The sequence below is a fragment of the Streptomyces sp. NPDC006296 genome (assembly GCF_040613235.1).
Lineage (GTDB): Bacteria > Actinomycetota > Actinomycetes > Streptomycetales > Streptomycetaceae > Streptomyces.
On the sequence record NZ_JBEXRT010000003.1, the window covers coordinates 78202 to 104882 of the forward strand.

Consider the following 26681-nt stretch of genomic DNA (forward strand, 5'->3'; position numbering starts at 1 on the left):
CCCGGAGTGTAGGCGGGGCGGGGCCCGGGTGGGAAGGGCCGCCGTCCGGTAGGGCCAGGTCAGCGGCCGGTCCGGCGCATCAGGAGATCGCGCAGCGCACGGGTGTGGCGACGGCTGACCGCGAGCTCCGCCGCCCCGATACGGACGCTCATGCTGCCGGCGTCGAGCCGGAGTTCGTCGATGCGCCGGAGCGCCACCAGGTGGCGGCGATGGATGCGGACGAATCCGCGGGAGCGCCAGCGCTCCTCCAGGGTGCTCAGCGGGATCCGGACGAGGTGGCTGCCGGCCGAGGTGTGCAACCGGGCGTAGTCGCCCTGCGCCTCGGCGTACGCGATGTCGTCGACGGGCACGAAGCGGATGACGCCTCCCAGTTCCACCGCGATCTGGTCGGCGGCGGTGTCGTGGACGGGCGCGGAGCGCTCACCGACCTGCTCGGCGACCCGGCGGACGGCTTCGGCGAGCCGTTCGCGCCGGACGGGTTTGAGCACGTAGTCGACGGCCTTGAGGTCGAACGCGTGGACGGCGAAGCCCTCGTGGGCGGTGACGAAGACGATGAGCGGCGGTGCGGCGAACCCGGCCAGGAGCTGGGCGACGTCGAGTCCGGTCAGCCCCGCCATGTGGATGTCGAGGAACACCACGTCGATCGCCGAGGGGTCGTCCGGCCCGGCGTCGACGGCGTTCCCGATGCGGCGCAGCGCCTCGGTCGCCCCGGTGGCCCCCTCGGCGCTCCGCACCCGCGGATCGGCGCGCAGGAGGTAGAGGAGTTCCTCCAGGGCGGGTTCTTCGTCGTCGACGGCGAGTACGCGCAGCATGAGGCCGGAGTGTAGGTCCTGCGGCGGGGCTTCGGGGTGCGTGCGCCGGGGCCGTCCGGCCCGCCGGCCGTGAAGTGGCCCGGCCGAGGGGGCGACCCGGCCGAGAGGGGCGGCCCGGCCGCTACTTCAGCAGCCGGGACAGCCGCCGGTCGGCGAGGGGCTTGCCGCCGGTCTGGCAGGTGGGGCAGTACTGGAGCGACGAGTCGCTGTACGACACCTCCCGCACGGTGTCGCCGCAGACCGGGCAGGGCTGCCCGGCACGGCCGTGGACGCGCATGCCGCTCTTCTTCTCGGCCTTGAGCCGTCCGGCGGCGATCCCGCGGGAGCGGGCCACGGCGTCCTCCAGCGTGCTGCGCAGCGCGTCGTACACCCGGGTGAGGTCGTCCTCGTCGAGTGCGGTGGTCAGCTTGAACGGCGACATCCGGGCGACGTGCAGGATCTCGTCGCTGTAGGCGTTGCCGATGCCGGCGATCAGCGACTGGTCGCGCAGCGCTCCCTTGATCTGCCGGCGCGCTCCGCGCAGGACGGCCGCGCACGCGTCCCGGTCGAAGGAGTCGGCGAGCGGATCGGGTCCCAGGCGTGCCACGCCGGGCACGTCCGCGGGATCGTGCACCAGGTGCACAGCGAGGCGCTTGGTGGTGCCCCGCTCGGTCAGGTCGAAGCCGTCGCCTCCGGTCAGCACCGTGCGCAGGGCGAGCGGCCCCTTGCCCGGTCGCGGCGGGGCCTCGGGGACGCTGTCCTTCCACTGCACCCAGCCGGCCCGGGCGAGGTGCACGAGCAGGTGGAGCCCCCCGGCCGTGATGTCGAGGAACTTCCCGTGCCGGGCCACGGAGGAGACGGTCGCGCCCTCCAGGGCCGAGAGCGGCGGGTCGTAGGTCTTCAGGACGCTGATCGCGAGCGGAAGCACCCGGGCGATCTCCTTGCCGGCCAGGTGCTCGTCGAGGAAGTCCCGCAGGGCTTCGACCTCCGGCAGTTCGGGCATGCCCCCAGCCTGCCGCACCGGCACCACGCCCGCCTGCCGGGCGGAGGGACGCTCAGGCCGGCGAGGGGACCGTGGGTACCCGGGTGTGCAGGTCGTCCAGCTCCTCACGGAGCGCGCCGGCCAGCCGGTCGAGGTCCGGCAGCGCCTTCCCGTCTGCGACCAGTCCGACCTGGACGCGTCCGCCGTACGTGGACAGGGCGATGGCCAGTGCCTGGCCGCGGGCCAGGGGCGCCATGGGGTAGACGGCGCGCAGCGGGCACCCGCCGAGCGAGAGTGCCGAGCGGGGCAGGGGCACGCTGGTGACCAGGACGTCGAAGAGCATCCGGGCCGCGCTGCCCGCCAGCGGTGCCCCGAACCGGTGGGCCAGTGCGGGCAGCTGGTCGGCCAGGACGGCGACCGCGCCCGCTCCCCGCAGCGGGCCCGCGGCCTTGTTGCGGTCCATGCCGGTGCGCACGAGCCGCAGCCGTTCGCGTGCGTCGGGCTCCCCCACGGGAAGGGCGAGGAGATAGCCGGAGAGCTTGTTGCCGGTGGCCGCCCCGCCGGGCCGGCGACGGGAGACGGGGACCAGGGCGCGCGGGTCGGCGCCGGACAGCGACTCGCCCCGCTCCAGCATCCACCGGCGCAGCGCACCGGCGACGACCCCGAGCAGGACGTCGTTGGCCGTGCCGCCCTCGGCCCGCCGGACCCGCTGCACGGTCTCGGCGTCGAGCTCGGCGGTGGCGAGCCGGCGGGTGCCGCTGGAGGGCGCGGTCAGCGCCGTGGCGGTGCGCAGGTCGAGACGGCTGGCGCGTACGACGGAGGCGCCGACCCCCAGCGCCCGGCCGACCTCGCCGAGCCGGTCCATCGCCATGCCCGCGGCCTCGTACGGGCCCGGGAGCCAGGAGCGGGGCGGCACGGGCGTCCGGCGGCGCGCGGTGCGCCGGCCGGTGGCGGAGGCGATCTGGTCGAAGATCCCGGCGCCGATGGCGACGGCCCGCATCCCGTCGGCGAGCGCGTGGTGCAGCTTCACGAGGACGGCGAACGGCCCGTCGCCCGGGCTGTCCAGGAGGTACATGCGCCAGGGCGGCAGACCGCGCCCGAGCGGCTGCTCCATGAGCTCGCCGGCGAGCCGGCCGGCCTCCGCCAGGAAGTCGCCCTCGGGCAGGACGACCCGTGTGACGTGCCGCCGGACGTCGAAGTCCTGGTCGGCGAACCAGGCCGCACCGCCGACGGGGAGCAGGACGTCCCGCACCCGCATCCGCAGCCGGGGGACGGCGGCGGCCCGGTCTCCGAGCAGGCCGAGCAGGTCCGTCGCGCCGACCCCGGGCACCGGGTCGAAGACCGCGAGCGCGCCGAGGTGCATCGGATGGGCGTCGGACTCCAGGTGCCAGAACGCCAGGTCAAGGGGTGCCAGAAGCTCGGTGCTCAACGGGGGCCTCGCGTCGTCGACGGCGGGATCGCAGTCCATCCCACAGGGTCAGTTACGGTCAAGTACCGACATGTTACGTACTGTTACGGTCTCGCGCGGCCCGACCGCGCCGCCGTCCGCGCCACACCGGTGTCACCGGCGGCGTCGGCACCACAGGGACCGTCCGCGCTACCGGTGTCCGGGAATGACGAACTCGCACCACACGCATTTGCCGTTCCCCCGGGACTCCACTCCCCAGATGTCGGCAAGCCGGTCCACGAGCATGAGTCCCCGGCCCGAGACGCCGGACTCCCCCGCGTCCCGCCGGCGCGGCAGCGCGCTGGAACGGTCCTCCACGTCGACCCGCAGGCGGCGTTCGGGGCCGGTGAGCACCCGGATGGTGACGATCGCCCCGCCGTCGGTGTGCATGAGCGCGTTGGTGATCAGCTCGTCGGCCGCGAGCTCGACCTCGTCGGCGCGGCCCTTGGCCCCCCAGGCACGGACCGCCGCCCTGATCATGTGCCGGGCCGAGGTCAGCGCCTCCGGGTCGTTCTGCGCGACGTGCTGCTGGAGCCGGCCGCCCGGGTGCGGGGCGTGGGCGGCGGCGCGGCGCAGCAGCAGCACCGCCATGTCGTCCTCGCCGCCGCGCTCGTCGACGACCTCGCAGAGCCGGTCGGCCAGCTTCTGGAGGTCCTGCGGCCCGTCGCGCACGGTCGCGGACAGCAGCCGCATGCCCTCGTCGAGATCGGTGCCCGGCAGCTCCACCATCCCGTCGGTGTAGAGGATCAGGGTCTGGCCCGGGTCAAGGTCGACGGTGTTGACCGGGTAGGCGAGCTGCCCGAACTCGGCGGAGAGGCCCAGCGGCATCCCGCCGTCCGACGACACCCGGCCGCAGCTGCCGTCGGTGCCGCGCAGGGCCGGGTCGATGTGCCCCGCCCGGACCAGCTGCACCACCCCGGTGGTCAGGTCGACCTCGGCGTAGGTGCAGGTCGCGAAGCGGTCGGTGTCCAGTTCGTGGAGGAACACGGACGCCCGCGCCATGACCGTGGCCGGGCTGTGCCCCTCGGCCGCGTAGGCGCGCAGCACGATGCGCAGCTGGCCCATGACGGCCGCCGCATGAGTGTCGTGGCCCTGTACGTCGCCGATGACGGCGCCCACCCGGCCGCCGGGCAGCGGGATGATGTCGTACCAGTCGCCGCCGATGTCCCTCCCGAGCCGCGCCGAGCGGTAGCGCACGGCGACCTGGGCCCCGGGCACCTCGGGGATCCGGCGCGGCAGCATCGCCTGCTGGAGCCCCTCGGCGAGGTCGTGCTCCTGCTCGTAGAGCATCGCCCGCTGGAGGCTCTGGGCGATCGAGCTGCCGAGGGCCACCAGGAGGTTCCGCTCGTCCTCGGTGAAGCCCGCCTTGTTGCCGTAGAGGAGCCCGAGCGCGCCGATCGGGCGGGCCTGCGCGATGAGCGGCATGTAGGCGGCGGCGGTGATGCCGAGGTGGCTGATGTGCGGCCACAGGACGGGGTACGAGGCCGCGAAGTCCTCGGGCGTCTCGATGAAGCGGGGCGTGAGGGTGCGGATCACCTCGCTCATCGGATAGGGCTCGTCCGTGCGGGTGTAGCGGGTGCCCTGGACGAACGCGCCCTCGGGGCCGTCCGCGACCAGGTGGATGCGCCCGGACTCCAGGAGCCCCATGACGAGGCTGGTGGCTCCCAGGTCGGCCAGGCCCCGGGAGCTCTTCAGCACCTCGGTGACGTCCTTGACCGTGCGGGCATGGGCCAGTGCCGCCGTGGTGCCCTCGACCAGGCTGGTACGCCGGCGGCGTTCGTCGTCGGCGGTGCGGCGGGTGGTGGACTCGGCCAGCTCCTGGGTGGCGTCGCGGACGATGCCGATGATCCGGCGGGGCCGGCCGGTGCCGTCGCGGCGGATGAAGCCCTGGGTGTGGGTCCAGCAGAGGGAGCCGTCCCGCTGCGTCCTCCGGAAGTACGCGCCGTAGGTGTTCCGGCCGCCCTTCAGCGCCTGCGCGACCATGCCGTCGAGCCGCACCGCCTCGTCGGCGGGGACGCGCGGGGCGAGGGTGGCCGGGTGGCCGTCGTACTCGTCGGGACGCAGGTCGAACACGTCGAGGGCGGGATCGTCCATGTGCATGAGTCCGCTGTCCAGATCCCAGTCGAAGCTGCCCATTCGGTTCAGGGCGAGACTGAGGTCCGGGTGGGCGGGCCAGTCGTCCGGGAGTGACAGGGAACCCGCTGCCCGGTCATCCATGTGCGCCACTCTGCCACTTTTTGTCCGATTCCTCGACCGAACCCGCGCCTTGAGTGCGGCCACGGCGCCCCCTATGCTCGGCACGGAAGGAATTGAACACGTTCAATTCTTTGGTCTCCTTCGGTCCGAAGGCAGGGGTGGGCAGGATGTCCGTACTGGTCGCGCTGATCGTCGTGCTGGGGATGCTGGTGATCGTCCCGCTGGGCCTGGGGCTCGTCGGCGACCCCGCGCTCGACCGTGTCCGGCGCCTGTGGCCGCTCTTCGCGGTGCCCGGCGCCGTGTCGCTGTGGCTGCCCCGCGGAGCCGTCGCCGGCGCGCTCGCCCTCTGCTACGCGGCGGGCACCCTGCTGCTGGCCGCCCACGCGCCCCGGCGACTCGCCCGCACCCGCACCGTGCGTCCGGCGGAGGCCGCGCTGCTCACCGCACTGGTCTCGCCGTCGGTCGCCGCGCTCGCGCTCGTCGCCGAGCGCTCCGGCCACGAGCTGTTCGGGTTCGGGCTCGGCATCCTGGCGCTGACCGTGCCCCACTTCCACTTCGCCGGTTTCGCCGCCGCCCTCGTCGCCGGGCTGGCCTGCCGGGCGGAGGACAGCGGCACGGCGGGACGGTTCGCCGCGCTGAGCGTGCCGCTCGGCACCCTGCTCGTCCTCGTCGGCTACTTCACCGGGGAACGCACCGAGCTGGCGGGGGCGGTCGTGCTCACCGCCGGGATGTGGACCGTCGCCCTTCTGACCCGGCGCACCGCCCGCGTCGAGGGACGGGACCGCGTCACCCGCCTCCTGCTCCTCGTCTCGGCCGGCGTGCTCGCGGTGACGATGGTGCTCGCGCTGAGCTGGGCGCTCGGCGAGGCCACCGGACTGCCGCACCCGTCCCTGACCTGGATGGCCGCCACCCATGGACTCGGCAACGCCCTGGGCTTCGCGCTCTGCGCGCTGCTGGCCCGCCGACGGCTCCAGGACCTCACCCACCCGGAAGGCAGGATCGCATGAACACCCTGACGTACCCCGAGGTCGGAGCCACCCGGCTCGGCCCCCTGCCGGAGGGCTACCACCACCTCCGCCACCGTGCGGCGGTCGGCCGGGGGCGGGCGGCTTTCGAGGCCGCGGGCGCCGCCGTCACCGAGTGGCGCGTGCACCGCGCGTCGGGGGTGCACGTGGACGCCTCCGCCGCCCGCGCGGCGGCCGGGGTCGCCGTCGAGATGTGGGCCGGCGTCGGGCGGGCCCGCGTCACCGCCTCCTGCGAGGTCGTCTGGGCGATGTACGAGGACACCCGCACGGGTTTCGCGTACGGCACCAGGACCCGGCACCCCGAGTGCGGCGAGGAGAGCTTCGTGGTGGAGCTGGCGGACGACGGGACCGTCTGGTTCACCGTGACGGCCTTCTCCCGGCCCGCCTGCTGGTACGCCCGCCTGGCCGGGCCGCTCGTGCCGCTCGCCCAGCGCCTTTACGCGCGCCGGCTCGGAAGGACGCTGCGCCGGGCCGTGTCGGAGCCCTGACGGGCCCGGAACGCCGGATACTGGAGGCGATGGAGTGGTTCACCGCAGACGGCTACTGGCTGAGCAGGATCGTCTTCCAGCGCTCGCTGGCCGCCGTGTACCTGGTCGCGTTCGTCGCCGCGGCGCTCCAGTTCCGGGCGCTGATCGGCTCCCGGGGCATGCTCCCGGTGCCCGGCCTGCTGCGGCGCACCTCGTGGCGGGCCACGCCCGGGCTGTTCCGGCTGCACTACTCGGACCGCTTCTTCGCGCTGACCGCCTGGACGGGCGCCGCGGTGTCGGTCGCCCTGCTGGCGGGCCTGGACGCACACCTCCCGCTGGGAGCGGCGATGGCGCTGTGGGCGGTGCCCTGGGCGCTGTACCTGTCGATCGTCCAGGTGGGCCAGGTCTGGTACGGCTTCGGCTGGGAGTCCCTGCTGCTGGAGACGGGCTTCCTCGCCGTGTTCCTGGGCAACGCCGGGACCGCGACCCCGGTGCTGGTGCTGTGGCTGCTGCGCTGGCTGCTCTTCCGCGTGGAGTTCGGCGCCGGTCTCATCAAGATCCGGGGCGACGCGTGCTGGCGGAAGCTGACCTGCCTGGACTTCCACCACGAGACCCAGCCCATGCCGGGTCCGCTGAGCTGGTTCTTCCACCGGCTCCCGCACCCGGTGCACCGGGTGGAGGCCGCCGCCAACCACGTCACGCAGCTCGTGGTGCCGTTCCTGCTGTTCGCCCCGCAGCCCGTGGCGAGCGTCGCGGCGGGGATCATGGTGGTCACCCAGCTGTGGCTCGTGCTGTCGGGGAACTTCGCCTGGCTGAACTGGCTGACCGTCGTTCTCGCCCTCGCCGCCGTGGACTGGTCCCGGGTCGCGGGCCCGCCGCCCGCGCAGGCGGACGCACCCCTCTGGTACGAGGTGGTGGTCATCGCCGTCACCGCTCTGGTCCTCGTCCTCAGCCACCGTCCGGCGCGCAACCTGGTCTCCCGTCGCCAGGTGATGAACCGGTCCTTCGATCCGCTGCACCTGGTCAACACCTACGGTGCCTTCGGCAGCATCAGCAGGAGGCGTCTGGAGGTGGTGGTCGAGGGCACCGACGAGGCGGTCGTCCACGAGGGGACCCGCTGGCGGGAGTACGGTTTCCGGGGCAAGCCGGGCGATCCGCGCAGGCTGCCGCGCCAGTTCGCTCCGTACCACCTGAGGCTGGACTGGATGATGTGGTTCGCGGCCCTCTCCCCCGCCTACGCCCGGGCCTGGTTCGGTCCGTTCGTCGAGCGGCTGCTCCGGGCCGACCGCGACACGCTGCGGCTCCTGCGGCACGATCCGTTCGACGGGGCCCCTCCCGCCCACGTCCGGGCCCGGGTCTTCCACTACCGGTTCACGGACCTGCGGGAGTTGCGGGAGACCGGCTGCTGGTGGCGGCGTACCTACGTGCGGGACTTCATGGCCCCGGTGGCCCGGCCGGTGCCGCTGCGGCCGGGCGGCGACGGCCCGGAGGGGCCGCCGGGCGAACGCCACGAACGCCGGTGACGGGCCCCGCGGGGTGTCCGGACGCGCTCCCGCCCCCGTGCGGGACGGGGGCGGGACCCGGTGCTGCGCGCGGCGGCGGGGTCAGTCGATACCGGGAAGGATGTGCGGCTCGGCCAGATCGTCCTCGTAGCCGGCCAGCCTGATCGGTGCCGACCTGGCCCAGACCTCGATGTTCCGGAGCTTCTCGGGCCTGCGGGCCCGCTCGCCGGTCCGTTCGGCCGGGCGCTTCTCGGTCTTCGTCATTTCAGGTGTCACCGCGGACTCCTTTGCGTCGCGTAACCCCGGGCGGTGGCGACGCTGCGGCTGTGAGAACCGTGTCGACCGCCCTCTGCGGGGCAGGGGCAGAAACAGTTCGGTCGCGGTGGCGCCGGTACGGGGTGGGACGGCGGAATGCTTACAGACCTGTCCCAGGACGGCCGAGGAAGGTTCGTGGATTCCTTGGTGGCGTCCGTTCCCCTCAGACTAACCAAATGAGCGCCGTCCCGCTCGACAGAACGTATGGCCTGGGTCACTTTCAGCCAACAGGACGACGGCGGCCGCGCTTTCCGCGGGGCCGCCGTCCGGGGCATCGTGCGAAGGAGGTGGCGCGAGCGCCCCGCGCGCCCCGGCGCGCAGCCCTGGGTGCGCGTGCGGGACACGGGGTGCGGACGGGACGGGTGAGGGCCGCACGGACGGTCTTACCAGCCCGCGGGGGCGTAATCCTTGAGGAAGCAGCCGTACAGGTCCTCGCCCTGCTCGCCGCGCACGATCGGGTCGTAGACCCGGGCCGCGCCGTCGACGAGGTCGAGAGGGGCGTGGAAGCCCTCCTCCGCGAGGCGCATCTTGTCCGGGTGAGGCCGCTCGTCCGTGATCCAGCCGGTGTCGACGGCCGTCATCAGGATGCGGTCCTTCTCGAACATCTCCTGCGCGCTGGTGCGCGTCAGCATGTTCAGCGCGGCCTTGGCCATGTTGGTGTGCGGGTGCCCCGCGCCCTTGTAACCGCGCCCGAACACGCCCTCCATCGCGGAGACGTTCACGACGTAGGCGCGTCCCGCGGCGGCCGCCATCGCGGGGCGGAGGCGGCTGATGAGGATGAAGGGGGCGGTGGAGTTGCAGAGCTGGACCTCCAGGAGTTCGATCGGCTCGACCTCCTCCACGGTCTGGATCCAGCTGTTCGTGTCGTGCAGGTCCGGGACCAGGCCGCCCGCGTCGATCGCGGTGCCGGCGGCGATGCGGGCCGGTGACGCCGACCCGGTCACCAGGGCGAGGCCGGTGACGTCCTGCGCACTCAGGCCCTCGCCCTCCCTGCGGGCCGCGGGCAGCGCGGCGACGCGGTCGACGGTGCCGCTGCCGAACGTGCCGATCACCTCGGCCGCGGGCAGCTCGCCCGCGGGCAGCGGCGCGGACTCGGCGACGACCAGCTCGCTGTAGGCCTGCGGGGAGCGCCGCACGGTCTGTGCGGCGTTGTTGATGAGGATGTCCAGCGGGCCCTCGGCGGCGACCGAGTCGGCGAGGGCGACCACCTGGGCGGGGTCGCGGAGGTCGATACCGACGATCTTCAGGCGGTGGATCCACTCGTCGCTGTCCGGCATCGCCTTGAAGCGGCGGACGGCGTCGTTGGGGAAGCGGGTGGTGATCGTGGTGTGCGCCCCGTCGCGCAGCAGCCGGAGCGCGATGTACATACCGATCTTGGCCCGGCCGCCGGTGAGCAGGGCACGCCGTCCGGTCAGATCCGTACGGGCGTCGCGCCGGTCGCGGTTCTCCTGGGCGCACGGCTGGCAGAGCTGGTGGTAGAAGGCGTCCACCTCGACGTACCGGGTCTTGCAGATGTAGCAGGAGCGGGGGCGCTGCAGCACGCCGGCGATCTCGGCGGTGGCCGAGGAGGACGGCAGGACGCCCTGCGTCTCGTCGTCGATCCGCTCGGCCGACCCGGTCGCCGTGGCTTCGGTGACGGCCTTGTCGTGGGCGGTCTTGGCGGCCCGGCGCTCCTGGCGGCGGCGCTGCTTCACGGTGCGGTAGATGCCGGCGGTGGCCCGGCGCACGGTGATGGCGTCGGGGTGGTCGACGTCGATGGAATCGAGTTCATCGAGCACGCTCAGGCAGACGGCCAGCCGCTCGGGGTCGATACCGGGGCCGAACTCCTCGACACCGGGAGCGAACTCCTGGCTGTCCTCTGTCACCGTCATCGCCGTTCCTCTGTCACTCGTCACGCATGCCGTGCGGGGGTGGGTGGGGAGTGATCCGGCCGGGAGCCGGCGAGGGCAGGCGCGCGCGGGCCGAACGCCCCGGTCAAGTCTGCCATGACTCGCACGGCGCCCGGATCGGCCGCCGTCCCCGTGTGGAGGCGGTGGGGTACGGGGCGAAGGCGACCGGGCCCGGCACGGCCAGGTCGGCGCCGACGCCGGCGCGGGAGCAGGCGGGATCCGCACGACGACGACGGCAGCGGGACAGGACGGGCCGGACCGAGGGCGCTGACCGTGGGCGTCCCTCCGTCCTGCCGGTGCCGTGCCCGTGCGCCGTCGCGGGCCGTCCTGGGCCCCGGACCCCACGCGTACTCCGCAGGGACCGCTCCGCACCTCCCCGTCGCCGGAAGCCGCCGGAAGCCGCCGGGTGCGACGGAGAGCGACCGGCAGCTCCCGCGTGGTCACGGATCGTCACGCCGGGTCCGCCTGTCGGGCCCGGCGGCGCCCCGCGCAAAAAAATATTCGCGTGCGCAGGCATTACTTCCGGATCCGGGGGCATGCGCCCGTCACTAAAACGGAATCCAGGGAGGGCGACACCATGACGGCCATGTCAGTGCGAACCACCGAGGCGATCGGCGCGGCGACGACACGACGCGGCGAGGCGGGCGCGGGTTCCGGCACTGCTGCGCTCCCCTGGATCGAGGACGCGGGCAAGGTCGCCCCCCAGGACGCACGGGCCATGTCGAAGCTCTTCTTCGACCGGCTCCAGGTCCTCGAGGAGGGGACCCACGAGCACCAGTACGCCCGCAACACCCTCATCGAGATGAATCTCTCCCTGGTGCGGTTCGCCGCCTCGCGGTTCCGCAACCGGGGCGGTGACGACACCGAGGACATCATCCAGGTGGGGACGATCGGCCTGATCAAGGCGATCGACCGCTTCGACCTGTCGCGCGAGGTGGAGTTCGCCACCTTCGCGGTGCCCTACATCGTCGGCGAGATCAAGCGGTTCTTCCGCGACACCACCTGGTCCGTGCACGTGCCGCGCCGTCTGCAGGAGCTGCGGGTCGAGCTGGCCAAGGCCAAGGAGCAGCTGTCGGCGAAGCTGGACCGCGACCCGACGGTCGCGGAGCTCGCCGCGCACCTCGACCTCGCCGAGGAGGAGATCATCGAGGGCCTCGTCGCCGCCAACGGCTACTCGGCGGGTTCCCTGGACACCCCGAGCGCCGACAGCGAGTCGGGCAGCGACCAGCGCGCCTACGCCGAGCTGCTGGGCGAGGACGACCCGGGCATGGCGAACGTCGAGAACCTGCACACCCTGGCCCCGCTGCTGCGCCAGCTGGACGAGCGCGAGCAGAAGATCGTCCGGATGCGGTTCGGCCAGGAGATGACACAGGCCCAGATCGGCGCCGAGCTGGGTGTTTCCCAGATGCACGTGTCGCGGCTGCTCAGCAGGATCGTCCAGCGCCTGCGTGAGGGCATGAGCGTCGAGGCCTGACCGGCCTCCTCCACGGCGAACGTACCGACGACCGAGGCCCGGGCTGTTGCCGGGCCTCGGTCACATATGCTTCCTGCCGATACGGCCGTGGTTCTTCCGTGCCGTCCGGACGAGGGAGTGGAGAGTGACCGAGTTGCCGTTGGGCACCTCTGCGCGTGTGCAGTCCGGCGTGATCCCCGAGCAGCAGGGCCTGCTCGCGGCCGACACGTCCGTCTGGGACGTCGACGCGACGCTGTTGCTGGTCGAGGATGATCCGGGCGACGCACTGCTGGTCGAGGAGATGCTCTCCGACAGCGAGCTCGACGCCCCGCTCACCTGGTGCAAGACGATGGCGGAGGCCAGGAGCTTCCTGCTCACCTGCCGCACCCCGGTCTGCGTCCTGCTGGATCTGCACCTGCCCGACGTCCACGGTCTCGACGCCGTCCGTCAGCTGGTCGAGTCGGCCCCCGACGCGGCCGTCATCGTGCTGACCGGTCTCGACGAGTCGCAGACCGGGCTCTCCGCGGTGGCGCAGGGCGCCCAGGACTACCTCGTGAAGGGCCGGATCGTCCCCGAGGTGCTGAGCCGCGCGGTCCGGTACGCCCTCCAGCGCAAGCACGCCGAGCGGTCGGCGGCGGCGATGCGCACCAGCCGGCTGATCGCCCAGGAGAACGCCCGCCTGGAGCGCGCCCTGCTGCCGATACCGCTGCTGCTGGACGACGGCTTCCGGGTGGCCGCGCGCTACGAGGCGGGGCGGGCCCACGGACTGCTGAGCGGCGACTTCTACGACGTGGTGCAGACGGCCGACGGCGCGGTGCACGCGGTGATCGGCGACGTCTCGGGGCACGGTGCCGCGGAGGCCGCCCTCGGGGTCTGCCTCCGGGTGGCGTGGCGCACCGCCGTGCTCACGGGCGTCTCCCAGCGCGAGAAGATCGGGCTGCTGGAGAAGATACTCGTCGCCGAGCGGTCGGACCCCCATGTGTTCGCGACCGTGACCACGCTCGTGTTCCCCCCGACCAGGGACCGGGTGCAGATCGCCCGGGCCGGGCATCCGGGGATGCTGCTGCGGCACGGCACGGAGGTCGGCTGGGTGGAGCCCGACGCGGGCATGGCCCTCGGTCTGCTGCCGGGCGCCGGCCGCTGGACGGTCACGGAGCTCGCGCTCGCCCCCGGCAGTGAGCTCGTCCTGTTCACGGACGGTCTGTTCGAGGGGCGCACCGGACCCAGCTCCCGGCTGGGCGAGGAGGGCCTGCTGGCCATGGCCGGCACCTACGGCGCGCTGGAACCCCGCGCGTTCGTCGACGCGCTGGTCGCCGAGGCCACCGCGAGCGCCTCACCGTACGGCGGCCTGGCCGACGACGTCGCCGTACTCCATCTGGGCTGGAAGGCCGATTCATGAACACCGAGGAACCACCGGCCGCTCGCCCGGGCCCGATAGCCAGGCTGTCGGTGCAGAACTGGGTCCATCTGATCCTGGCCGGCTTCGTCGTGGTGGTCTGCGGCTGTCTCGTCGTCGGCGGGCTCGTCCTGTCCCGCATCTCGGACCGGACCACCGACCTGGTGGACCGCATCCAGCCGGCCCGCTCCGCCTCGTTCCAGTTGCAGAACTCGCTGCTGGACCAGGAGACCTCGGTACGGGGGTACGCGCTCACCGGGGACACCACGTTCCTGGAGCCGTACGAGCAGGGGATGCGCGCCGAGCGGGAGAGGCTGGCCCGGGTGCGCGCCCTCACCGGGCACGAGCAGCCGTACGCCGGGGACGTGGACCGGCTCGAGCAGGCCGCCCGGCAGTGGCGGACGCTGCGGGCCGAACCGCTCATCGCCGCCGTGCGGGCGAGCGGACCCACCGCCGCCTCCGCCGCCCCGATCGAGCGGAGCAAGGCGGATTTCGACGGACTGCGGGCGCTGTACAGGACGCAGCAGAGCCATCTGGCCGAGGCGCGTGACACCGCGCGCGCGGAGCTGAACAGCGCGCGTGACACACGCGACTGGGCGCTGGTCGCCCTGCTGGCCGGCTTCGTGGTGGCCTTGGTGTCGCTCAGCCTGCTGCTCCACCGCGTGGTGGGACGGCCCCTCTCGGCCCTGACCGCCGCGTCGGACCGGGTCCGGTCGGGCGCCTTCTCCGAGAAGATCGACGTCCAGGGGCCGTCGGACGTGCGGGCGGTATCCGAGGCGGCGGAGGCGATGCGCCTGCGGCTGGTCTCCGAGCTGGACGAGTCGCACGACCGGGAGAAGCTGCTGGCCGAGCAGACCACCGAGCTGCGCCGGTCGAACTCCGAGCTGGAGCAGTTCGCCTACGTCGCCTCGCACGACCTCCAGGAACCCCTGCGCAAGGTGGCCTCCTTCTGCCAGCTGCTGGAGAAGCGCTACGGCTCGGAGCTGGACGACCGCGGCAAGCAGTACATCGGCTTCGCGGTCGACGGGGCCAAGCGCATGCAGGTGCTCATCAACGACCTGCTGACCTTCTCGCGGGTGGGCCGGGTCCAGCAGAGCTGGAAGCCCGTCGACCTCGACGCGGCCCTGGACCGGGCACTCACCAACCTCACGCTCGCCGTCGAGGAGTCGGGGGCCGTCGTCGTCCGTGAGGATCCGCTCCCCGAGCTGCTGGGCGACGCCACGTCCCTCACCATGGTGTGGCAGAACCTCGTCGGCAACGCGGTCAAGTTCCGCCGGCCCGACGTGCCCTGCCGGATCACCGTCGGGTGCGTCCGGGAGGGGGACGACTGGCATCTGACGGTCGCCGACAACGGCATCGGGATCGCGCCGGAGTTCGCCGACAAGGTCTTCGTCATCTTCCAGCGCCTGCACGCCCGCGACGCCTACGAGGGCACCGGGATCGGCCTCTCCCTCTGCCGCAAGATCATCGAGTTCCACGGTGGCCGGATCTGGCTGGACCCGGAGAGCACCGAGGGCACACTGATTCACTTCACCCTGCCCGTCCTCGCAGAGGCCCCGGCACACACCACGGCGGAGCTGCTCGCCCCCGCCGCGCTCACCCCCCGGTCGGGAGACACCCCGTGAACGACACCGTCAAGCCCATCGAGGTCCTGCTCGTCGAGGACGACCCCGGCGACGAGCTGATGACCCGCGAGGCCTTCGAGGACAACAAGATCCGCAACACCCTGCACGTGGTGCGCGACGGGCAGGAGGCGCTGGACTTCCTCTACCGCGAGGGCGAGCACACCGAGGCCCCGCGCCCCGACCTGGTGCTCCTCGACCTGAACCTGCCCCGGTACGACGGCCGGCAGGTGCTGGAGCGGATCAAGACGGACCCCGACCTGGCGTCCATCCCGGTGGTGGTCCTCACCACGTCCTCCGCCGAGGAGGACATCCTGCGCAGTTACAAGCTGCACGCCAACGCCTACGTCACCAAGCCGGTCGACCTGGAGCAGTTCATCGGGGCGGTACGCCAGATCGACGACTTCTTCGTCAGCGTGGTCCGGCTCCCCCGGCGTGCGTAAGATCTGAAGGAATCCCCCGGAGTGGGATCTCTCGGCCCGGGTAGACGAACGGCGAGAAGAGGTCCACGACCTCCCCTGCGGCGCCCTGGCTGGAGCACATGAACGAACAGGCCACTTCACGGCCGGACGTCCCCGTCCAGGGGTCCCCGTCCACGGAGGTTCTGCTCGTCGCCGAGGTGTTCGACGGCGAGCCCGGATGCATCGCACTGGCCCGTGCACTCGCCGACCGCTTCCTCGCCCGTCTGACGGCCGAGTGGCTCGCGGTGCTCGGCGAGCACACCCGCAGCGACCTGATGCTGGCGGTCAGCGAGCTCGTCACCAACGCCGACCGCTACAGCCACGGCCCGTACCTCCTGGAGCTCGAGGGCGACGCCCGGCGCGTCAGCGTCACCGTGTACGACAGCAGCACGGCGCTCCCGGTGCTCTACTCCCCCGACCCGGCGCGTCTGGGGGGCCACGGCATGGAGATCGTCGTCGCCCTCTGCCACCGGCTGACCGCGGAGCGGGTTCCCGTCGGCAAGCGCATCCGCGCCGAATTCATGCTCAGCACCTGAACGGTCCTCCTCTCTCCCCGGCGACGTACCCGCCGGTCCGGTGCCCCGCGCGCCCACCCGCCGTGGCCGGCCGATGGCACGGCGTGGCCCCTCCGGCGAACTTCTGAGACCCGGGGCGAGGAGGACTACCGTCGAGAGGAGGACCCAGGAGTGATGGACGTACTACTGGAGCAGTACGCCGGATCGCCGCCTCAGGGACGACGACTCGGCAGCTCCGACGGGACATCGTGGTGTACATGAGCTCCCTCGCGTTTTCCGTGCTGCTGTCCCTGGTCTCCGCCGTCGCCTACGCGGGCGGCGCGATCGTCCAGGAGCGGGTCGCCACAGCCGGTGACAGCCGCCCGTACGCCCCGCTGCGCAACGGGATCTGGTGGGTGGCGGTGGGCCTCAACGGCGTGGGAGCGGTGCTGCACGTGGTGGCGCTGGCGTACGGACCCCTCAGCCTCGTGCAGCCCCTCGGCGCCCTGACGATCGTCTTCGCCCTGCCGATGGCCGCGCTGTTCGTGCACCGCAGGGCCGGCCGGACGGCCTGGCGCGGGGCCCTGATGGCGACGGTCGGTCTGGCGGGGCTGCTCGCCCTCACCGGGGGCGCCGGGTCCCACACGCTGGCCGGACCGGAGCAGATCGGGCTCGCCGCCGGGACCGCCGGGGCCGTGGTCCTCCTGCTGGCCGTCGCCAAGGGGTTCCACCGGCCGATGCCGCGCAGCGTGACGCTGGCCGTGGGCGCCGGTATCGCGTTCGGGATGGCGTCCGTGTTCACGAAGACCGTGGCGGTGCAGTGGACCTCCGGTTCGCTGACCTCCGGACTCCCTACCCTGCTGGTGATCGCGGGCATGGCCGGCGCGGGGCTGCTGCTCTCGCAGGCCGCGTACCGGGGAGCCGGGCTGACGGCTCCGCTGGCCACGGTGACGGTGGTCAACCCGGTCGTGGCGGCGGTCGTGGGCATCACGATGTTCGGGGAGCAGTTCCGCTTCGGGCTGACGGGCACCCTGCTCGCCCTCGGCTGCGGTGCGCTGGCAGCGGCGGGGCTGGTCCTGCTGACCACGGAGCGGGTGGAGGCCGAGCGGCACGACGACGCTCCGGAGGGGAAGGTGCCCGGAAGCCGCGTCCCCGAGGGACACCCGGACGCCTCCCCCGGGAGCACGGACGGGCAGGAGGCGGTGGTGCTGCCCGAGCCGGCGAGGCCCGCGGCGGTCACCCGGGGGGCTGCGGTCCTGCCGGACGCGTTCCCCGCGCCCACCGCCCTCTCCCTCCCGCTGGCCCGGCCGTCGGACCACGGCGGCGGGCGGGTCCAGTTCGACGGCGGGCGGCACACCGCCGGCCCGGACCGCCGCGGTGGCGCGGAGGACCGGGCACGGACCTTTCAGAGGCTGACGCCGCCGGCCCTCAGGTAGGCCAGGGGGTCGATGTCGGATCCGTACCCGGGACCGGTGCGGATCTCGAAGTGCAGGTGCGGTCCCGTGCTGTTGCCGGTCGACCCCGAGCGGGCGATCCGCTGGCCGCTGCCGACGTGCTGTCCGGCACGCACGTGCAGCGAGGAGAGGTGCGCGTACTGGCTGTACCTGCCGTCGGCGTGGCGCAGCACGACCTCGTAGCCGTAGGCGCCCGCCCACCCGGCCGAGACGACCGTGCCGGACCCCACGGCCTTCACCGAGGTGCCGGTGGGCACCGGGAAGTCGACACCGGTGTGGTAGCCGCTGGACCAGGAACCGGACTGGTGGTACGGGGTCCCGGTGCGGGCCGACACGGGTGCGGTGAGGCCGGATCCGGAGGTACTGCTCTTCGCCTTCTCGGTCTTCTTCTCGGCCTTCTGGGGTTTCTCGGCCTTCCGGGTCCTCTCCGGAGCGGGCTCGGCCTTCTGCGTGGCTTTCGGGGCGGGCTTCGCGGTGGCGGTCCGGGACTTCCCGGCGGCCTCCGGGGCCTTCGTGGCGGTCCCGGGAGCGGCCTTCTGCTTCGGGGCCGTCCGCGGGGCTCCGGCCGTGTCGAGGCTCAGCCGCTGTCCCGGGATGATGAGGTCGGGGTCGCCGCCCACCACGGTGCGGTTGGCCGCGTACAGCTGCTGCCAGCCGCCGCGGACCCGCTCGGCGGACGCGATGCCGGAGAGCGAGTCGCCGCGCGTGACGGTGTACGCGTCGCGCCGGCCGGGCACGGCGGTGGGCGACGCCTTCACCGGCCCGGTGTCACGGGCGGTCCGCTTCGAGGGGCCGGAGGCCGGTGCGGTGTCCTGCGCGCTCTCGACGGCCACCCGGCGCGTCGACTGCGGGGTGACGCCGGCCGTGTCGCCGCCCCGCGCCAGGCCCGCCCGCGCGGAGCAGGCCGGCCAGGCGCCCGGGCCCTGCCCGTCGAGCACCTTCTCGGCGACGGCGATCTGCTGGTCCCGGGTCGCCAGGTCCGCCCGGGCCGCGTGGGCGGTGCCGCCGTAGGCGGCCCAGGTCGAGCGGGTGAACTGGAGTCCCCCGTAGTACCCGTTGCCGGTGTTGATGTGCCAGTTCCCGGACGACTCGCAGGCGGCGACCTTCTCCCACACGTCGGTCGTGGCAGCACCCGCCGAGGCCGCCGTCAGGAGTGGAAGCGCGATGCCCGCGCCTCCCGCCGTCACCGTGAGCGAGGCACGGTTGATGCGGCTGGGCTGATATCTGCGGTGCCGTCCGGTCGCGGCCATGATCAGGCTCCCCCACGGGCTGTAGGACATGTCACAAGCCGTCAACGTAGGGGCACACAACGGGTGATGACAAGTAACCGTGCGCACCGGTCCCGTGCACGCCCCGGCGCACGACCCCCGCGGACAGCGCGTCGTCCCTCGTCGGGGCAGTGCGGCAGGCGCGGCGACGGACGCGGAACATCAGGGGGCACGGAGCGGGTGCGGACCGGACGGCACCCGACGGGGCCCGTGCGGCAACGCAGCCCGAGGGGTCGGGAGTTCAGCGGGAGAGCGCTCTCTCCCGCTCGCCCGCCTGATGCTATAAATGCGCCCATGACGGATGCTCTGCGACCGGCCGGCGCGGCCCCCACCCTGGAGGACGTGGCGCGGGCGGCCGGTGTCTCGCGCGCCACGGTCTCCCGAGTCATCAACGGGGTGCGCAACGTCGACCCGGCGATCCAGGCGGCCGTGCGGCAGGCCGTCTCCGTCACCGGCTACGCGCCCAACCGCGCCGCCCGCTCCCTGGTCACCCGGCGCACGGACGCCGTCGCCCTGGTGGTGTCCGGCGCGGGCGTCGAACCGGACGGCGAGGGAACCGCCGGGGAGGGGTCCTTCACCGCCCGGGTGTTCGCGGATCCGTTCTTCGGCCGCATCGTGACGGGGGTGGTCGACTATCTGCGCCCGCGCGGCATGCACCCGGTGCTGATGTTCGCCGAGACCCCGCGGGCCCGGGACGAGGTGGTGGCGTACCTGCGGCAGGGCAGCGCGGACGGGGCGCTGATCGTCTCGACGCACGCACGGGACCCGCTGCCGGGCCTGATCGCGGACGCCGGCCTGACCGCCGTGCTGTACGCGCGGCCGGCGCGGCCGGTCGGGATCAGCTACGTCGATCTGGCGCACCGGGACGGCGCCCGGCTCGCCGCGCAGCACCTGCTGGCACGCGGCTGCCGGCGGATCGTCACCATCAGCGGCCCGCTGGACGTGCCGGCGGCGCGGGAGCGGCTGGAGGGTTTCCGGGAGACCCTGGCGGAGCACGGCGGCTCGGGCGGACTCCCCGTCGCAGAGGGGCAGTTCACTCAGCAGAGCGGCGAGGCGGCGATGGAGCGGCTGCTGGCGGAACACCCCGGTCTGGACGGGGTGTTCGCGGGTAACGACCTGATGGCGACGGGAGCCTGCCATGTGCTGCGCGAGCGCGGCAGGCGGGTGCCGGAGGACGTGGCCGTGATCGGCTTCGACGACAGCAGCGCCGCCTCCGCCTGCCGGCCGCCGCTCACCACGGTGCGCCAGCCGGTGGAGGACATGGCGGCGCAGATGGCCGGGCTCCTGCTGGAGCGGCTGGCCGCGCCGGACCGGCCGATGACCTCGGTGATCTTCGAACCGGTGCTGGTGGTCAGGGATTCCGCGTAGCGGCGCACACCGCGGACCGGCGCGTGCGGGGTCACTGGGCGAGGCCGGGCACATGAGCCCGGGAGTCCGCCGCTGACCGGCGCGTGCGGGGTGCGGGACGGGGCCGCGTACGTGGGCCCGGGAGTCGGCCCGGACCGGCGCGTGCGGGTTGCGGGACGGGTGGGGCGCTCGGCCCGGGCGGAGGGTCCGCCGCCTCCCGGGGACGTGCTCGGGTCCCGGGCCCCGGCCAGGGCGGGGACTCCGCGGCGCCGGGCGGTCGGCGGACGCGGCGCCCTCCCGCCGTGCGGTGGGTCCGCCCGGCGGTCAGCCGGGCCGGGTGCGGCCGCGCCCCGCCGGGGCCTGCGGAGGGACCCGCTCCGCGGCGGCGTCCGGGGATGAGGTGTGCGTGGGGCGGGTGCCGCCGCGGGCCAGGAAGTCGGAGAGCGGGAGGGTCGCGGCGCCCACGGTGACCGCGTCGGGGCCCAGACGCCCGAGATCGATGGAGGTCCGGGCGAACGCGTGGTCGAGGGCGTACTCCTGGGCGTACCGGCGGATCTGCGGGAGCAGGTGCGGGCCGATCAGCAGGCCGGCCCAGCCGCCGAGCAGGACGCGTTCGGGCAGGAAGAGGTTGATCAGATCGGCCAGGGCCGCCCCCAGGCACTCGGCCGTCTCGTCCAGGACCGCGACGGCCACCGGGTCCGCCGCACCACCGGGCCCCGGTCGGGCGGCCGCGAGCAGCGCGGCGAGGGCGCTCTCGTCGTCGGTGTCCTCGGGCAGCGGGCCCCCCGCCTCGCACCAGCGCTTCCGCATCGCCTCCGCGCCGGCGTACGCCTCCAGGCACCCCGGGGAGCCGCAGCGGCACCGGCGCCCGCCCAGCCGGACCGTGGTGTGCCCCCACTCCAGGGCGGCGTGGGAGAGGTCCCCGTCGAGGACGTCCCCCCGGTTCACGCCGGCCCCCACACCGGAGCCGATCAGGGCGACGGCCGCGGTTCCGGCGCCGCGGCCCCCGCCGAACCACATCTCGGCCTGGCCCAGCGTCCTCGCGCCGTTGTCGATGAGGAGCGGCACCTCGGGCGGGAGCTGTACGGCCTCGCGGAGCAGCCGTTCCAGGGGGACCGCGCTCCACCCGACGGTCTGGCCGTGCACGACCGTTCCCGGGCCGCCCGCGCCGGGCGGAGCGTCGCGTTCGACGATGCCGGGTACGCCGACCCCGACGCCGAGCAGCAGGCGGGGGTCCGCACCCGCGTCCCGCAGCACGTCGAGGACGCCCGCACGGACATGGCCGACGATGCGCCCGACGTCGTACCCGTGCCGGGCCAGCAGCCTTTCGTTGCGGGCGAGTTCCGTCAGGGCGAAGTCGAACAGCTCCACCCGGACCCGTGTCTCGCCGATGTCGATGCCGACGAACAGCCCGCCGCCCGGGGCGATCCGCAGCAGGGTGCGGGGGCGCCCTCCGTCGGAGCCGACGATGCCCGCCTCCTCCAGGAGCCCTTCCGAGGCCAGTTCGGCGACCACGTTGCTGACGGATCCCGAACTCAGCCCCGTCGTCGGCCCCAGCTCCTGACGGCTCAGCGGGCCGTCGAAGAACAACCGTTGCAGGACCCGCGCCCGATTGCCCCTCCGCAGGTCGCGCACGGTCCGTCCGCTGCGCTCAGCCATGGTGCCCCCTTCGCCCGGCAACATACCCGCTCGGTGGTGACCGCATCGCTCCCCGTCCGCGCGCCCGCGCCGGGGGCCCGCTCCCCCGGCGCCGGGCGGGCTCCCGCCGCAGTTCCACGGCGGGGACCGTCAAGTGACCGCCGCCGTAAGGCCGTCGGTGCGCACCCCCGCGGCACGCGACCGTCCCCGGCCGTCGGCGGCCCTACCGCCGGCGGCCGCTCCCCCGCGGCATCGGCGGTAGGGCTGCCAACGGCCTCCTGGCGCCCGGCCCCGTCCGGCGCACGACCGGAAGACGATCAAGCGGGAGGGCCCGGAGCTTATGCTCACCGCATGGAGCAGAGCGAAGTCCTGAAGCGAGTGATCGGCATCCTGACGGAGGCCGGCGAGATGCAGCGCCATGCCGAGGGGGACATGGAGGGCGTCGATCCGGACGCGGGCGGCAACATGGTGACGACGCTGCTCAACGAGACGATGCCGCACATCGCCATCTCCTCCGACGCCACCGTCGAGGAGATGGCCGCCCTGGTGGGCCGTGAGGTCGGCGGCGCCGTGGAGCAGCTGGTCGGTGCCTTCACCCTGGCCTTCATCGCGCTCGCCCAGGTCCACGACTCCGGCGAGCGGGAGGTGAGTTCCGCCGACGTTCTGCAGGACCTGGCGCTGCGTGCCGAGGAGCTGAGCTCGGGCGACGAGGGTCCGGAGGGTCCGCTCTAGGACGGGTCCGGGACGGGTCCCCCTTCTGAGGGAGTGCCGGCGGACGCAGCGGCGTACGGGTGACACGCCCCGTGTGACCGTCACACGATCGGCTCGTTTGTCCGGGTGACGGTTCTCTGTCCACGGCTCGGAAGGCACCCACCCATGCCGCTCCAACCCCCGCCGCTCCGGCACCTCGGTCCCGGCGCCGACCTCGGTGTGAAGGAAGCCGAGGCGGCACTCGTCGAGCACTATCCGCACCTCGTACGCCTGGCGTACCTCACGCTGCCGCCGAGCCTCGGCCGGCACCGCCGGGTCCTCGCGGCGCACACCGCGGTACAACGCGCCCTGCGCGGCCGGGCGCGCACCGCGCCGGGACCGGGCGCCGCCGAGGTCCCCGCGCCACGCTCCGGCTCGGCCACCGGCACCGGTAACGCCGCGTACGCCGCGGTCCGGCTGACGGTCGTGCGCTCGGCGCTGGCGTACGCGCGACGGCCCCGCTGGTGGCCGGACCGGATGCCCGCACCGGCCGCGTTGCGCCCGTCGTTGCCGGTGGTGCGGGGGCTCAGGCTCTTCCCCCGCGCCGGCGGCATGGACGAGTTCGCCCTGGACCGCGCCCTGGCGGACGTCCCTGCGGCCGTCCGGGCCGCACTGGGCCTGTGCCTGCTGGAGTCCCTGTCCGGTGAGGCCGCGCGGGCGCTGCTCGCCGACGCGGGCGTGACGGATCCCGCCGACGCCGTGCGGTCCGCCGCCCGGGTGGCCGGGGACGACCACGAGCGGGTCCGGCTCATGCTGGGCTCGGGCGAGTTCGATCCCTGCACGGTGCAGACGCGCCCCGGCGATCTGCTCCGGCGCCGCCACCGGGTGCGGGCGGGGGCGGCGGCCCTGGCGCTGCTCGTCGTGGCCGGGGGCCTCGCCGTCACGGTCGGCCGGGACTCCGACGACGCCCCGTCACCGACCGCCGCGCGACGGGCCACGGTGCCAGGCGGCGCCCTCGACCCCGCGGCACTGGAGCGGACGCCTCCGGAGCAGTGGGCGGACACCTCGCGCGTGGACTTCAGCGCATGGCCGGCCCGGGGCGGCCGTCTAGACGACCGTGACCTCCTGGGACGGGCCCTGCGCAGCTGGGCCGCGCCCCGTGCGGACGTCATCGTCACCGCCGCCCCGGGCACGGCGGCCGTGGCACCGACGCAGCCGCCCCAGCTGCTGTTCGCGGGCGATCTGGACGGCCGGGCCGTCGTGCTGTTCCACGACGGCGGGGTACGCGTCGTCAGGTACACCGAACCGCTGGCCGGAAAGGGCGCTCCGACCCTGGACCTCGCCCGGGCCGACGACGCGGACGTGACCACCGCGGCGGCGCTCGCCGTCAGCCGCACCGCCACCTCGGCGCGCTATCTGCTGGCGCCGTGGGTCGCGGAGTCGGCGACCCGGGACCTCCTCGCACCCGACACCCCCGCGCGGCCGCTGGACGTGGACGGGGACGGGATCACCGCGGCGGTGCCCCGGCCGGCGGAGGGCGGCGCCTGCGGGTCCTGGCCCGCGATGCAGCTGCGGTCCTCGGAGAAGATCGTGGAGAAGCACGCGTTCCTCGTCACGGATCTCGGGGATCTCGCTCCGGTGCACCTCACCCACACGCCGGCGCCGGGCTCCGGCGCACCCTCACGTCAGCCGCGTGAGGCGACGGGTGCCGACGGGCTGGTCGGCTGGGCCCGCACGGCCTGTTCGCTGCGGGATCTGCGCGGGTCGGGGGTTCGCTCGGTCAACCACTGGCAGTTCGCGGTGCAGCCGCTGCCCGGCACCTCTTCCACGGCGGACTGGGTGTGCAGCCGGGCGGACACCTGGCGCGGTCCCGGCCGGGCCCTCGTGCAGTTCGTACCGCCCGCCGCGGCGGGGTCCGCACGGGCGGAGGTCGTGGCCGACCGCCGGGACACCGCGCTGTGCAGCCGGTTCGGCCAGCACGTCGTCGCCGGCACCCACTGGAGGTCGCCGGCCGGCGAGTGGTACGTACTCGCCGCGGGGAGCCGCGCCGTGCGGCGCGTCGAGGTGACGGGCTCCGTCCACGGGGCCGCCGCCGGCCCGACGCTGGCGGTCCGCGCGCCGCAGGACGCGCCGTTCCGGGTGACCGCGGCCCTGCACGACGGCGGGACGGCCTCCTCGGCCCGGTGACGCGCCCTCGGCCGGCGGGCGGTGTGACCGGGCACGGAGCGGCACGCACCGGATCCGGGAGTGCGCCGGCCGCAGTGCACGGGCCGGCGTCCCGGCCCGCACGCCGGTCCGGGACGGAGCCGTGGGGCGCCGTCCCGAACCGGCCGCACGCGCCTGCCGGACCGGCCGCACCGTCCGCGGGGACGCGTGCCGGTGCGGCAGGTTCCGCGGTGTCAGCGCCGGTAGACGCCGAACTCGTAGAGCGAGTAGCCCCACGGGGTGCCGCGCACGGAGGCGTTCACCCGCACGTAGCGCGCCTCCCCCGCCACGTCGATGGCGTCGATGCCGCCGTTGCCGTCGGTGACCGTGCGGACGGTGGTCCAGTTCTGGCCGTCGTCCGAGGTCTCCAGGGTGTACCCCTTGGCGTACGCGGTCTCCCAGGCGAGCTGTACGTGGTCGAACGCGGTCCTCGTCCCGAGGTCCACCTGGATCCACTGCCGGTCGGACCAGTCGCTGGCCCAGCGGGTCTCGAAGGATCCGTCGACCGCCTTGTCCGCGGAGCACGGGCAGCCCGTGCCGTCCGGCTGGAAGGTGGACGCGGCGGCCGGTCGGCCCGCCGCCAGGTTCGTGCCCCCGACCTGCGGCGGCACGACCTTGAAGGACTTGGTCTCGATGCCGACGTTGCCCTTGCCGTCGGAGCTCTTCAGGTAGACCTTCCACACCCCGAGCCGGTCCGGTGCGGTGACCTCGAAGGTGCCGTTGCCCCGGTCGGTGAACGGCACGTCGGCGAGCTGCCCGCTGTCGTCCACGTACTTGCTGCCGAGCAGCATCTGGTGGGTGACCGGGTCGCCGTCGGGGTCGGAGACCGACGCCCGCACGGTGAAGGACTTCCCCGCCTGGACGGCCGAGGCGTCGTCCACCGTCATTCCGGAGATCACGGGCGGGGTGTTGTCCGCCGGGGTGCCGGCCCCGTACGCCTTCTTCACCGCGTAGTACGCGAGCCGCTTCTGGCCCGCCGGGAGCAGGTTGAACCAGACACCGCCGAAGTCGTACTCGGTGCCGTAGTGGAACAGCGTGGCGCCGAGGGCGACCCCCGTGTGTCCGGTGACGCACTGCCAGGCCCGTGCGTACCCCTCGGCCTTCGCCACGTCGGTCGGTTCGTCCGGGACGCCGTTGGCGTCGTCGGGCACCTCCCACTCCCCCGCCGGGCCGCCCTCGGTCACGATGTACGGCTTGTCGAAGCCCCCGTCCTCCCACGTCCCGCGGATGTCGCAGACGGCGCCGTAGGAGTTCACGGCGTACAGGTCGAGGTCCGGCGCGTTCTTCCTGTAGTACGGCCAGGCCCCGGTCCAGGCGTCGGTCGAGGTGACCGGGTGGTCCGGGTCCACGGCGTGGATCTTCACGGCGACCTCGTTGACGAACGCGGTGTAGGCGTCGCGCTGCTGCTCCAGGGCGGCACCGCTGTAGCAGTTCTGCAGGCCGAGCACGGACTCGTTGCCCACGTTCCACATGAGGACGCCGGGGTGGTCCTTGTAGGTCTCGACCCACCGAGGGAACTCGGCGAGCATGTCGTTCTTGTACCCGGTGTCCGTCAGGTAGTCGACGCATCCGCCGCTCCCGGGCCCGCCGCCGGGCTGCAGCCAGAAGCCGGCGATCACCTTGATGCCCTGGCCGGCCGCACTGTCCAGCAGCGGTTTCGTGGTGGCGTCGGTGCCCCAGGTCCGGATGGTGTTGACGCCCATGGACTTCACGTCGGGCATGTACGCCGCGGCATCGGCGACGGCCGGTCCCCAGGTCAGGCCCTTCACCGTGTACGGCGCGCCGTCGACGGTCAGTTTCCAGGCGCCCTGTGATCCTTCGACCTTCACCACGCTTCCGGCCGCCTGGGCGGCGGGCGCGGGCAGGGCGGCAGCCGCAGCGGCGACGAGGGCGGCGACGGCCAGCCGCGCCGTCGTACGTCTGCGGGCGGTGGACGGGCGGGTGAGACGGGGCAGTTTCATGCGGGCGACAGCTCCTCGTGGGGAGGGAGGCGAGGGGAACGGGTCAGAGAGCGCTCTCCGTCAGGGCGTGCCGCGAAC

21 protein-coding genes are annotated in these 26681 nt (G+C 73.8%); 12 read left to right on the top strand and 9 right to left on the bottom strand.

What is annotated here, in order from left to right; genetic code table 11:
- Positions 1-59: 59 nt before the first annotated feature.
- From ABZ172_RS02945 to ABZ172_RS02960, 4 genes are all read right to left on the bottom strand, one after another.
- Positions 60-812: a LytTR family DNA-binding domain-containing protein gene (locus ABZ172_RS02945; RefSeq protein ID WP_356879522.1), complete on the bottom strand. Its 753-nt coding sequence runs from the start codon at positions 810-812 to the stop codon at positions 60-62.
- Positions 813-933: 121 nt separating this feature from the next.
- Positions 934-1794 (bottom strand): DNA-formamidopyrimidine glycosylase family protein, encoded by an 861-nt coding sequence (locus ABZ172_RS02950; protein ID WP_356879524.1) that lies wholly within the window; start codon positions 1792-1794, stop codon positions 934-936.
- A gap of 52 nt (positions 1795-1846) precedes the next feature.
- Positions 1847-3202: a wax ester/triacylglycerol synthase family O-acyltransferase gene (locus tag ABZ172_RS02955; protein WP_356879526.1), complete on the bottom strand. Its 1356-nt coding sequence runs from the start codon at positions 3200-3202 to the stop codon at positions 1847-1849.
- Positions 3203-3370: 168 nt separating this feature from the next.
- Positions 3371-5437: a SpoIIE family protein phosphatase gene (locus ABZ172_RS02960; RefSeq protein ID WP_356879528.1), complete on the bottom strand. Its 2067-nt coding sequence runs from the start codon at positions 5435-5437 to the stop codon at positions 3371-3373.
- 146 nt (positions 5438-5583) lie between these two features.
- Here ABZ172_RS02960 and ABZ172_RS02965 point away from each other — a divergent pair, with 146 nt between their 5' ends.
- Genes ABZ172_RS02965 through ABZ172_RS02975 form a run of 3 tightly spaced genes read left to right on the top strand, consistent with a single transcriptional unit; the run spans position 5584 to position 8431 of the window.
- Positions 5584-6423 (top strand): YndJ family protein, encoded by an 840-nt coding sequence (locus ABZ172_RS02965; protein ID WP_356879530.1) that lies wholly within the window; start codon positions 5584-5586, stop codon positions 6421-6423.
- Positions 6420-6929, top strand: a complete 510-nt coding sequence (locus ABZ172_RS02970; RefSeq protein WP_356879531.1) for a DUF1990 domain-containing protein — start codon at positions 6420-6422, stop codon at positions 6927-6929. The genes ABZ172_RS02965 and ABZ172_RS02970 overlap by 4 nt, the downstream gene beginning before the upstream one ends.
- Before the next feature lie 29 nt (positions 6930-6958).
- Positions 6959-8431: a lipase maturation factor family protein gene (locus tag ABZ172_RS02975; RefSeq protein WP_356879533.1), complete on the top strand. Its 1473-nt coding sequence runs from the start codon at positions 6959-6961 to the stop codon at positions 8429-8431.
- A gap of 81 nt (positions 8432-8512) precedes the next feature.
- Here the strand turns inward: ABZ172_RS02975 and ABZ172_RS02980 are convergent, their stop codons facing one another.
- Both ABZ172_RS02980 and ABZ172_RS02985 read right to left on the bottom strand, forming a co-directional pair.
- Positions 8513-8686, bottom strand: coding sequence for a hypothetical protein (locus tag ABZ172_RS02980; protein ID WP_356879831.1), 174 nt, complete (start codon positions 8684-8686; stop codon positions 8513-8515).
- A 422-nt stretch (positions 8687-9108) separates the two neighbouring features.
- Positions 9109-10596, bottom strand: a complete 1488-nt coding sequence (locus ABZ172_RS02985; RefSeq protein WP_356879535.1) for an SDR family NAD(P)-dependent oxidoreductase — start codon at positions 10594-10596, stop codon at positions 9109-9111.
- Positions 10597-11191: 595 nt separating this feature from the next.
- Between ABZ172_RS02985 and ABZ172_RS02990 the strand changes: the two genes are divergently transcribed.
- From ABZ172_RS02990 to ABZ172_RS03015, 6 genes are all read left to right on the top strand, one after another.
- A complete protein-coding gene (locus tag ABZ172_RS02990) occupies positions 11192-12088 on the top strand; it encodes an RNA polymerase sigma factor SigF (RefSeq protein WP_356879537.1) in 897 nt (298 codons plus the stop codon).
- Between the two features lie 169 nt (positions 12089-12257).
- Positions 12258-13466: a SpoIIE family protein phosphatase gene (locus ABZ172_RS02995; protein WP_356879813.1), complete on the top strand. Its 1209-nt coding sequence runs from the start codon at positions 12258-12260 to the stop codon at positions 13464-13466.
- Positions 13463-15088, top strand: coding sequence for an ATP-binding protein (locus tag ABZ172_RS03000; protein WP_356879539.1), 1626 nt, complete (start codon positions 13463-13465; stop codon positions 15086-15088). The genes ABZ172_RS02995 and ABZ172_RS03000 overlap by 4 nt, the downstream gene beginning before the upstream one ends.
- Positions 15085-15528: a response regulator gene (locus ABZ172_RS03005; protein ID WP_356879541.1), complete on the top strand. Its 444-nt coding sequence runs from the start codon at positions 15085-15087 to the stop codon at positions 15526-15528. The genes ABZ172_RS03000 and ABZ172_RS03005 overlap by 4 nt, the downstream gene beginning before the upstream one ends.
- 98 nt (positions 15529-15626) lie before the next feature.
- The gene (locus tag ABZ172_RS03010) at positions 15627-16082 is read left to right on the top strand and encodes an ATP-binding protein (RefSeq protein WP_356879543.1); all 456 of its coding nucleotides are present in this window, start codon (positions 15627-15629) and stop codon (positions 16080-16082) included.
- 236 nt (positions 16083-16318) lie between these two features.
- Positions 16319-17476 (top strand): DMT family transporter, encoded by a 1158-nt coding sequence (locus tag ABZ172_RS03015; RefSeq protein WP_356879545.1) that lies wholly within the window; start codon positions 16319-16321, stop codon positions 17474-17476.
- Here the strand turns inward: ABZ172_RS03015 and ABZ172_RS03020 are convergent.
- Entirely contained in the window at positions 17446-18744 is a 1299-nt protein-coding gene (locus ABZ172_RS03020; protein ID WP_356879815.1) for a transglycosylase family protein, read from the bottom strand. The genes ABZ172_RS03015 and ABZ172_RS03020 overlap by 31 nt on opposite strands.
- Positions 18745-19056: 312 nt before the next feature.
- Between ABZ172_RS03020 and ABZ172_RS03025 the strand changes: the two genes are divergently transcribed.
- The gene (locus ABZ172_RS03025; RefSeq protein ID WP_356879547.1) at positions 19057-20130 is read left to right on the top strand and encodes a LacI family DNA-binding transcriptional regulator; all 1074 of its coding nucleotides are present in this window, start codon (positions 19057-19059) and stop codon (positions 20128-20130) included.
- Between the two features lie 303 nt (positions 20131-20433).
- On the opposite strand, the gene ABZ172_RS03030 is transcribed toward ABZ172_RS03025, so the two are convergent.
- Positions 20434-21768 (bottom strand): ROK family transcriptional regulator, encoded by a 1335-nt coding sequence (locus ABZ172_RS03030; RefSeq protein ID WP_356879549.1) that lies wholly within the window; start codon positions 21766-21768, stop codon positions 20434-20436.
- Positions 21769-22098: 330 nt separating this feature from the next.
- Here ABZ172_RS03030 and ABZ172_RS03035 point away from each other — a divergent pair, with 330 nt between their 5' ends.
- Positions 22099-22479 carry a hypothetical protein gene (locus ABZ172_RS03035; RefSeq protein WP_356879551.1) on the top strand — a complete coding sequence of 127 codons (381 nt, stop codon included), beginning with the start codon at positions 22099-22101 and terminating at the stop codon, positions 22477-22479.
- Positions 22480-22623: 144 nt separating this feature from the next.
- A complete protein-coding gene (locus tag ABZ172_RS03040; RefSeq protein ID WP_356879553.1) occupies positions 22624-24624 on the top strand; it encodes a hypothetical protein in 2001 nt (666 codons plus the stop codon).
- A 212-nt stretch (positions 24625-24836) separates the two neighbouring features.
- Here ABZ172_RS03040 and ABZ172_RS03045 read toward each other — a convergent pair whose 3' ends face one another.
- Positions 24837-26603 (bottom strand): discoidin domain-containing protein, encoded by a 1767-nt coding sequence (locus ABZ172_RS03045; protein WP_356879555.1) that lies wholly within the window; start codon positions 26601-26603, stop codon positions 24837-24839.
- Between the last annotated feature and the right edge of the window lie 78 nt (positions 26604-26681).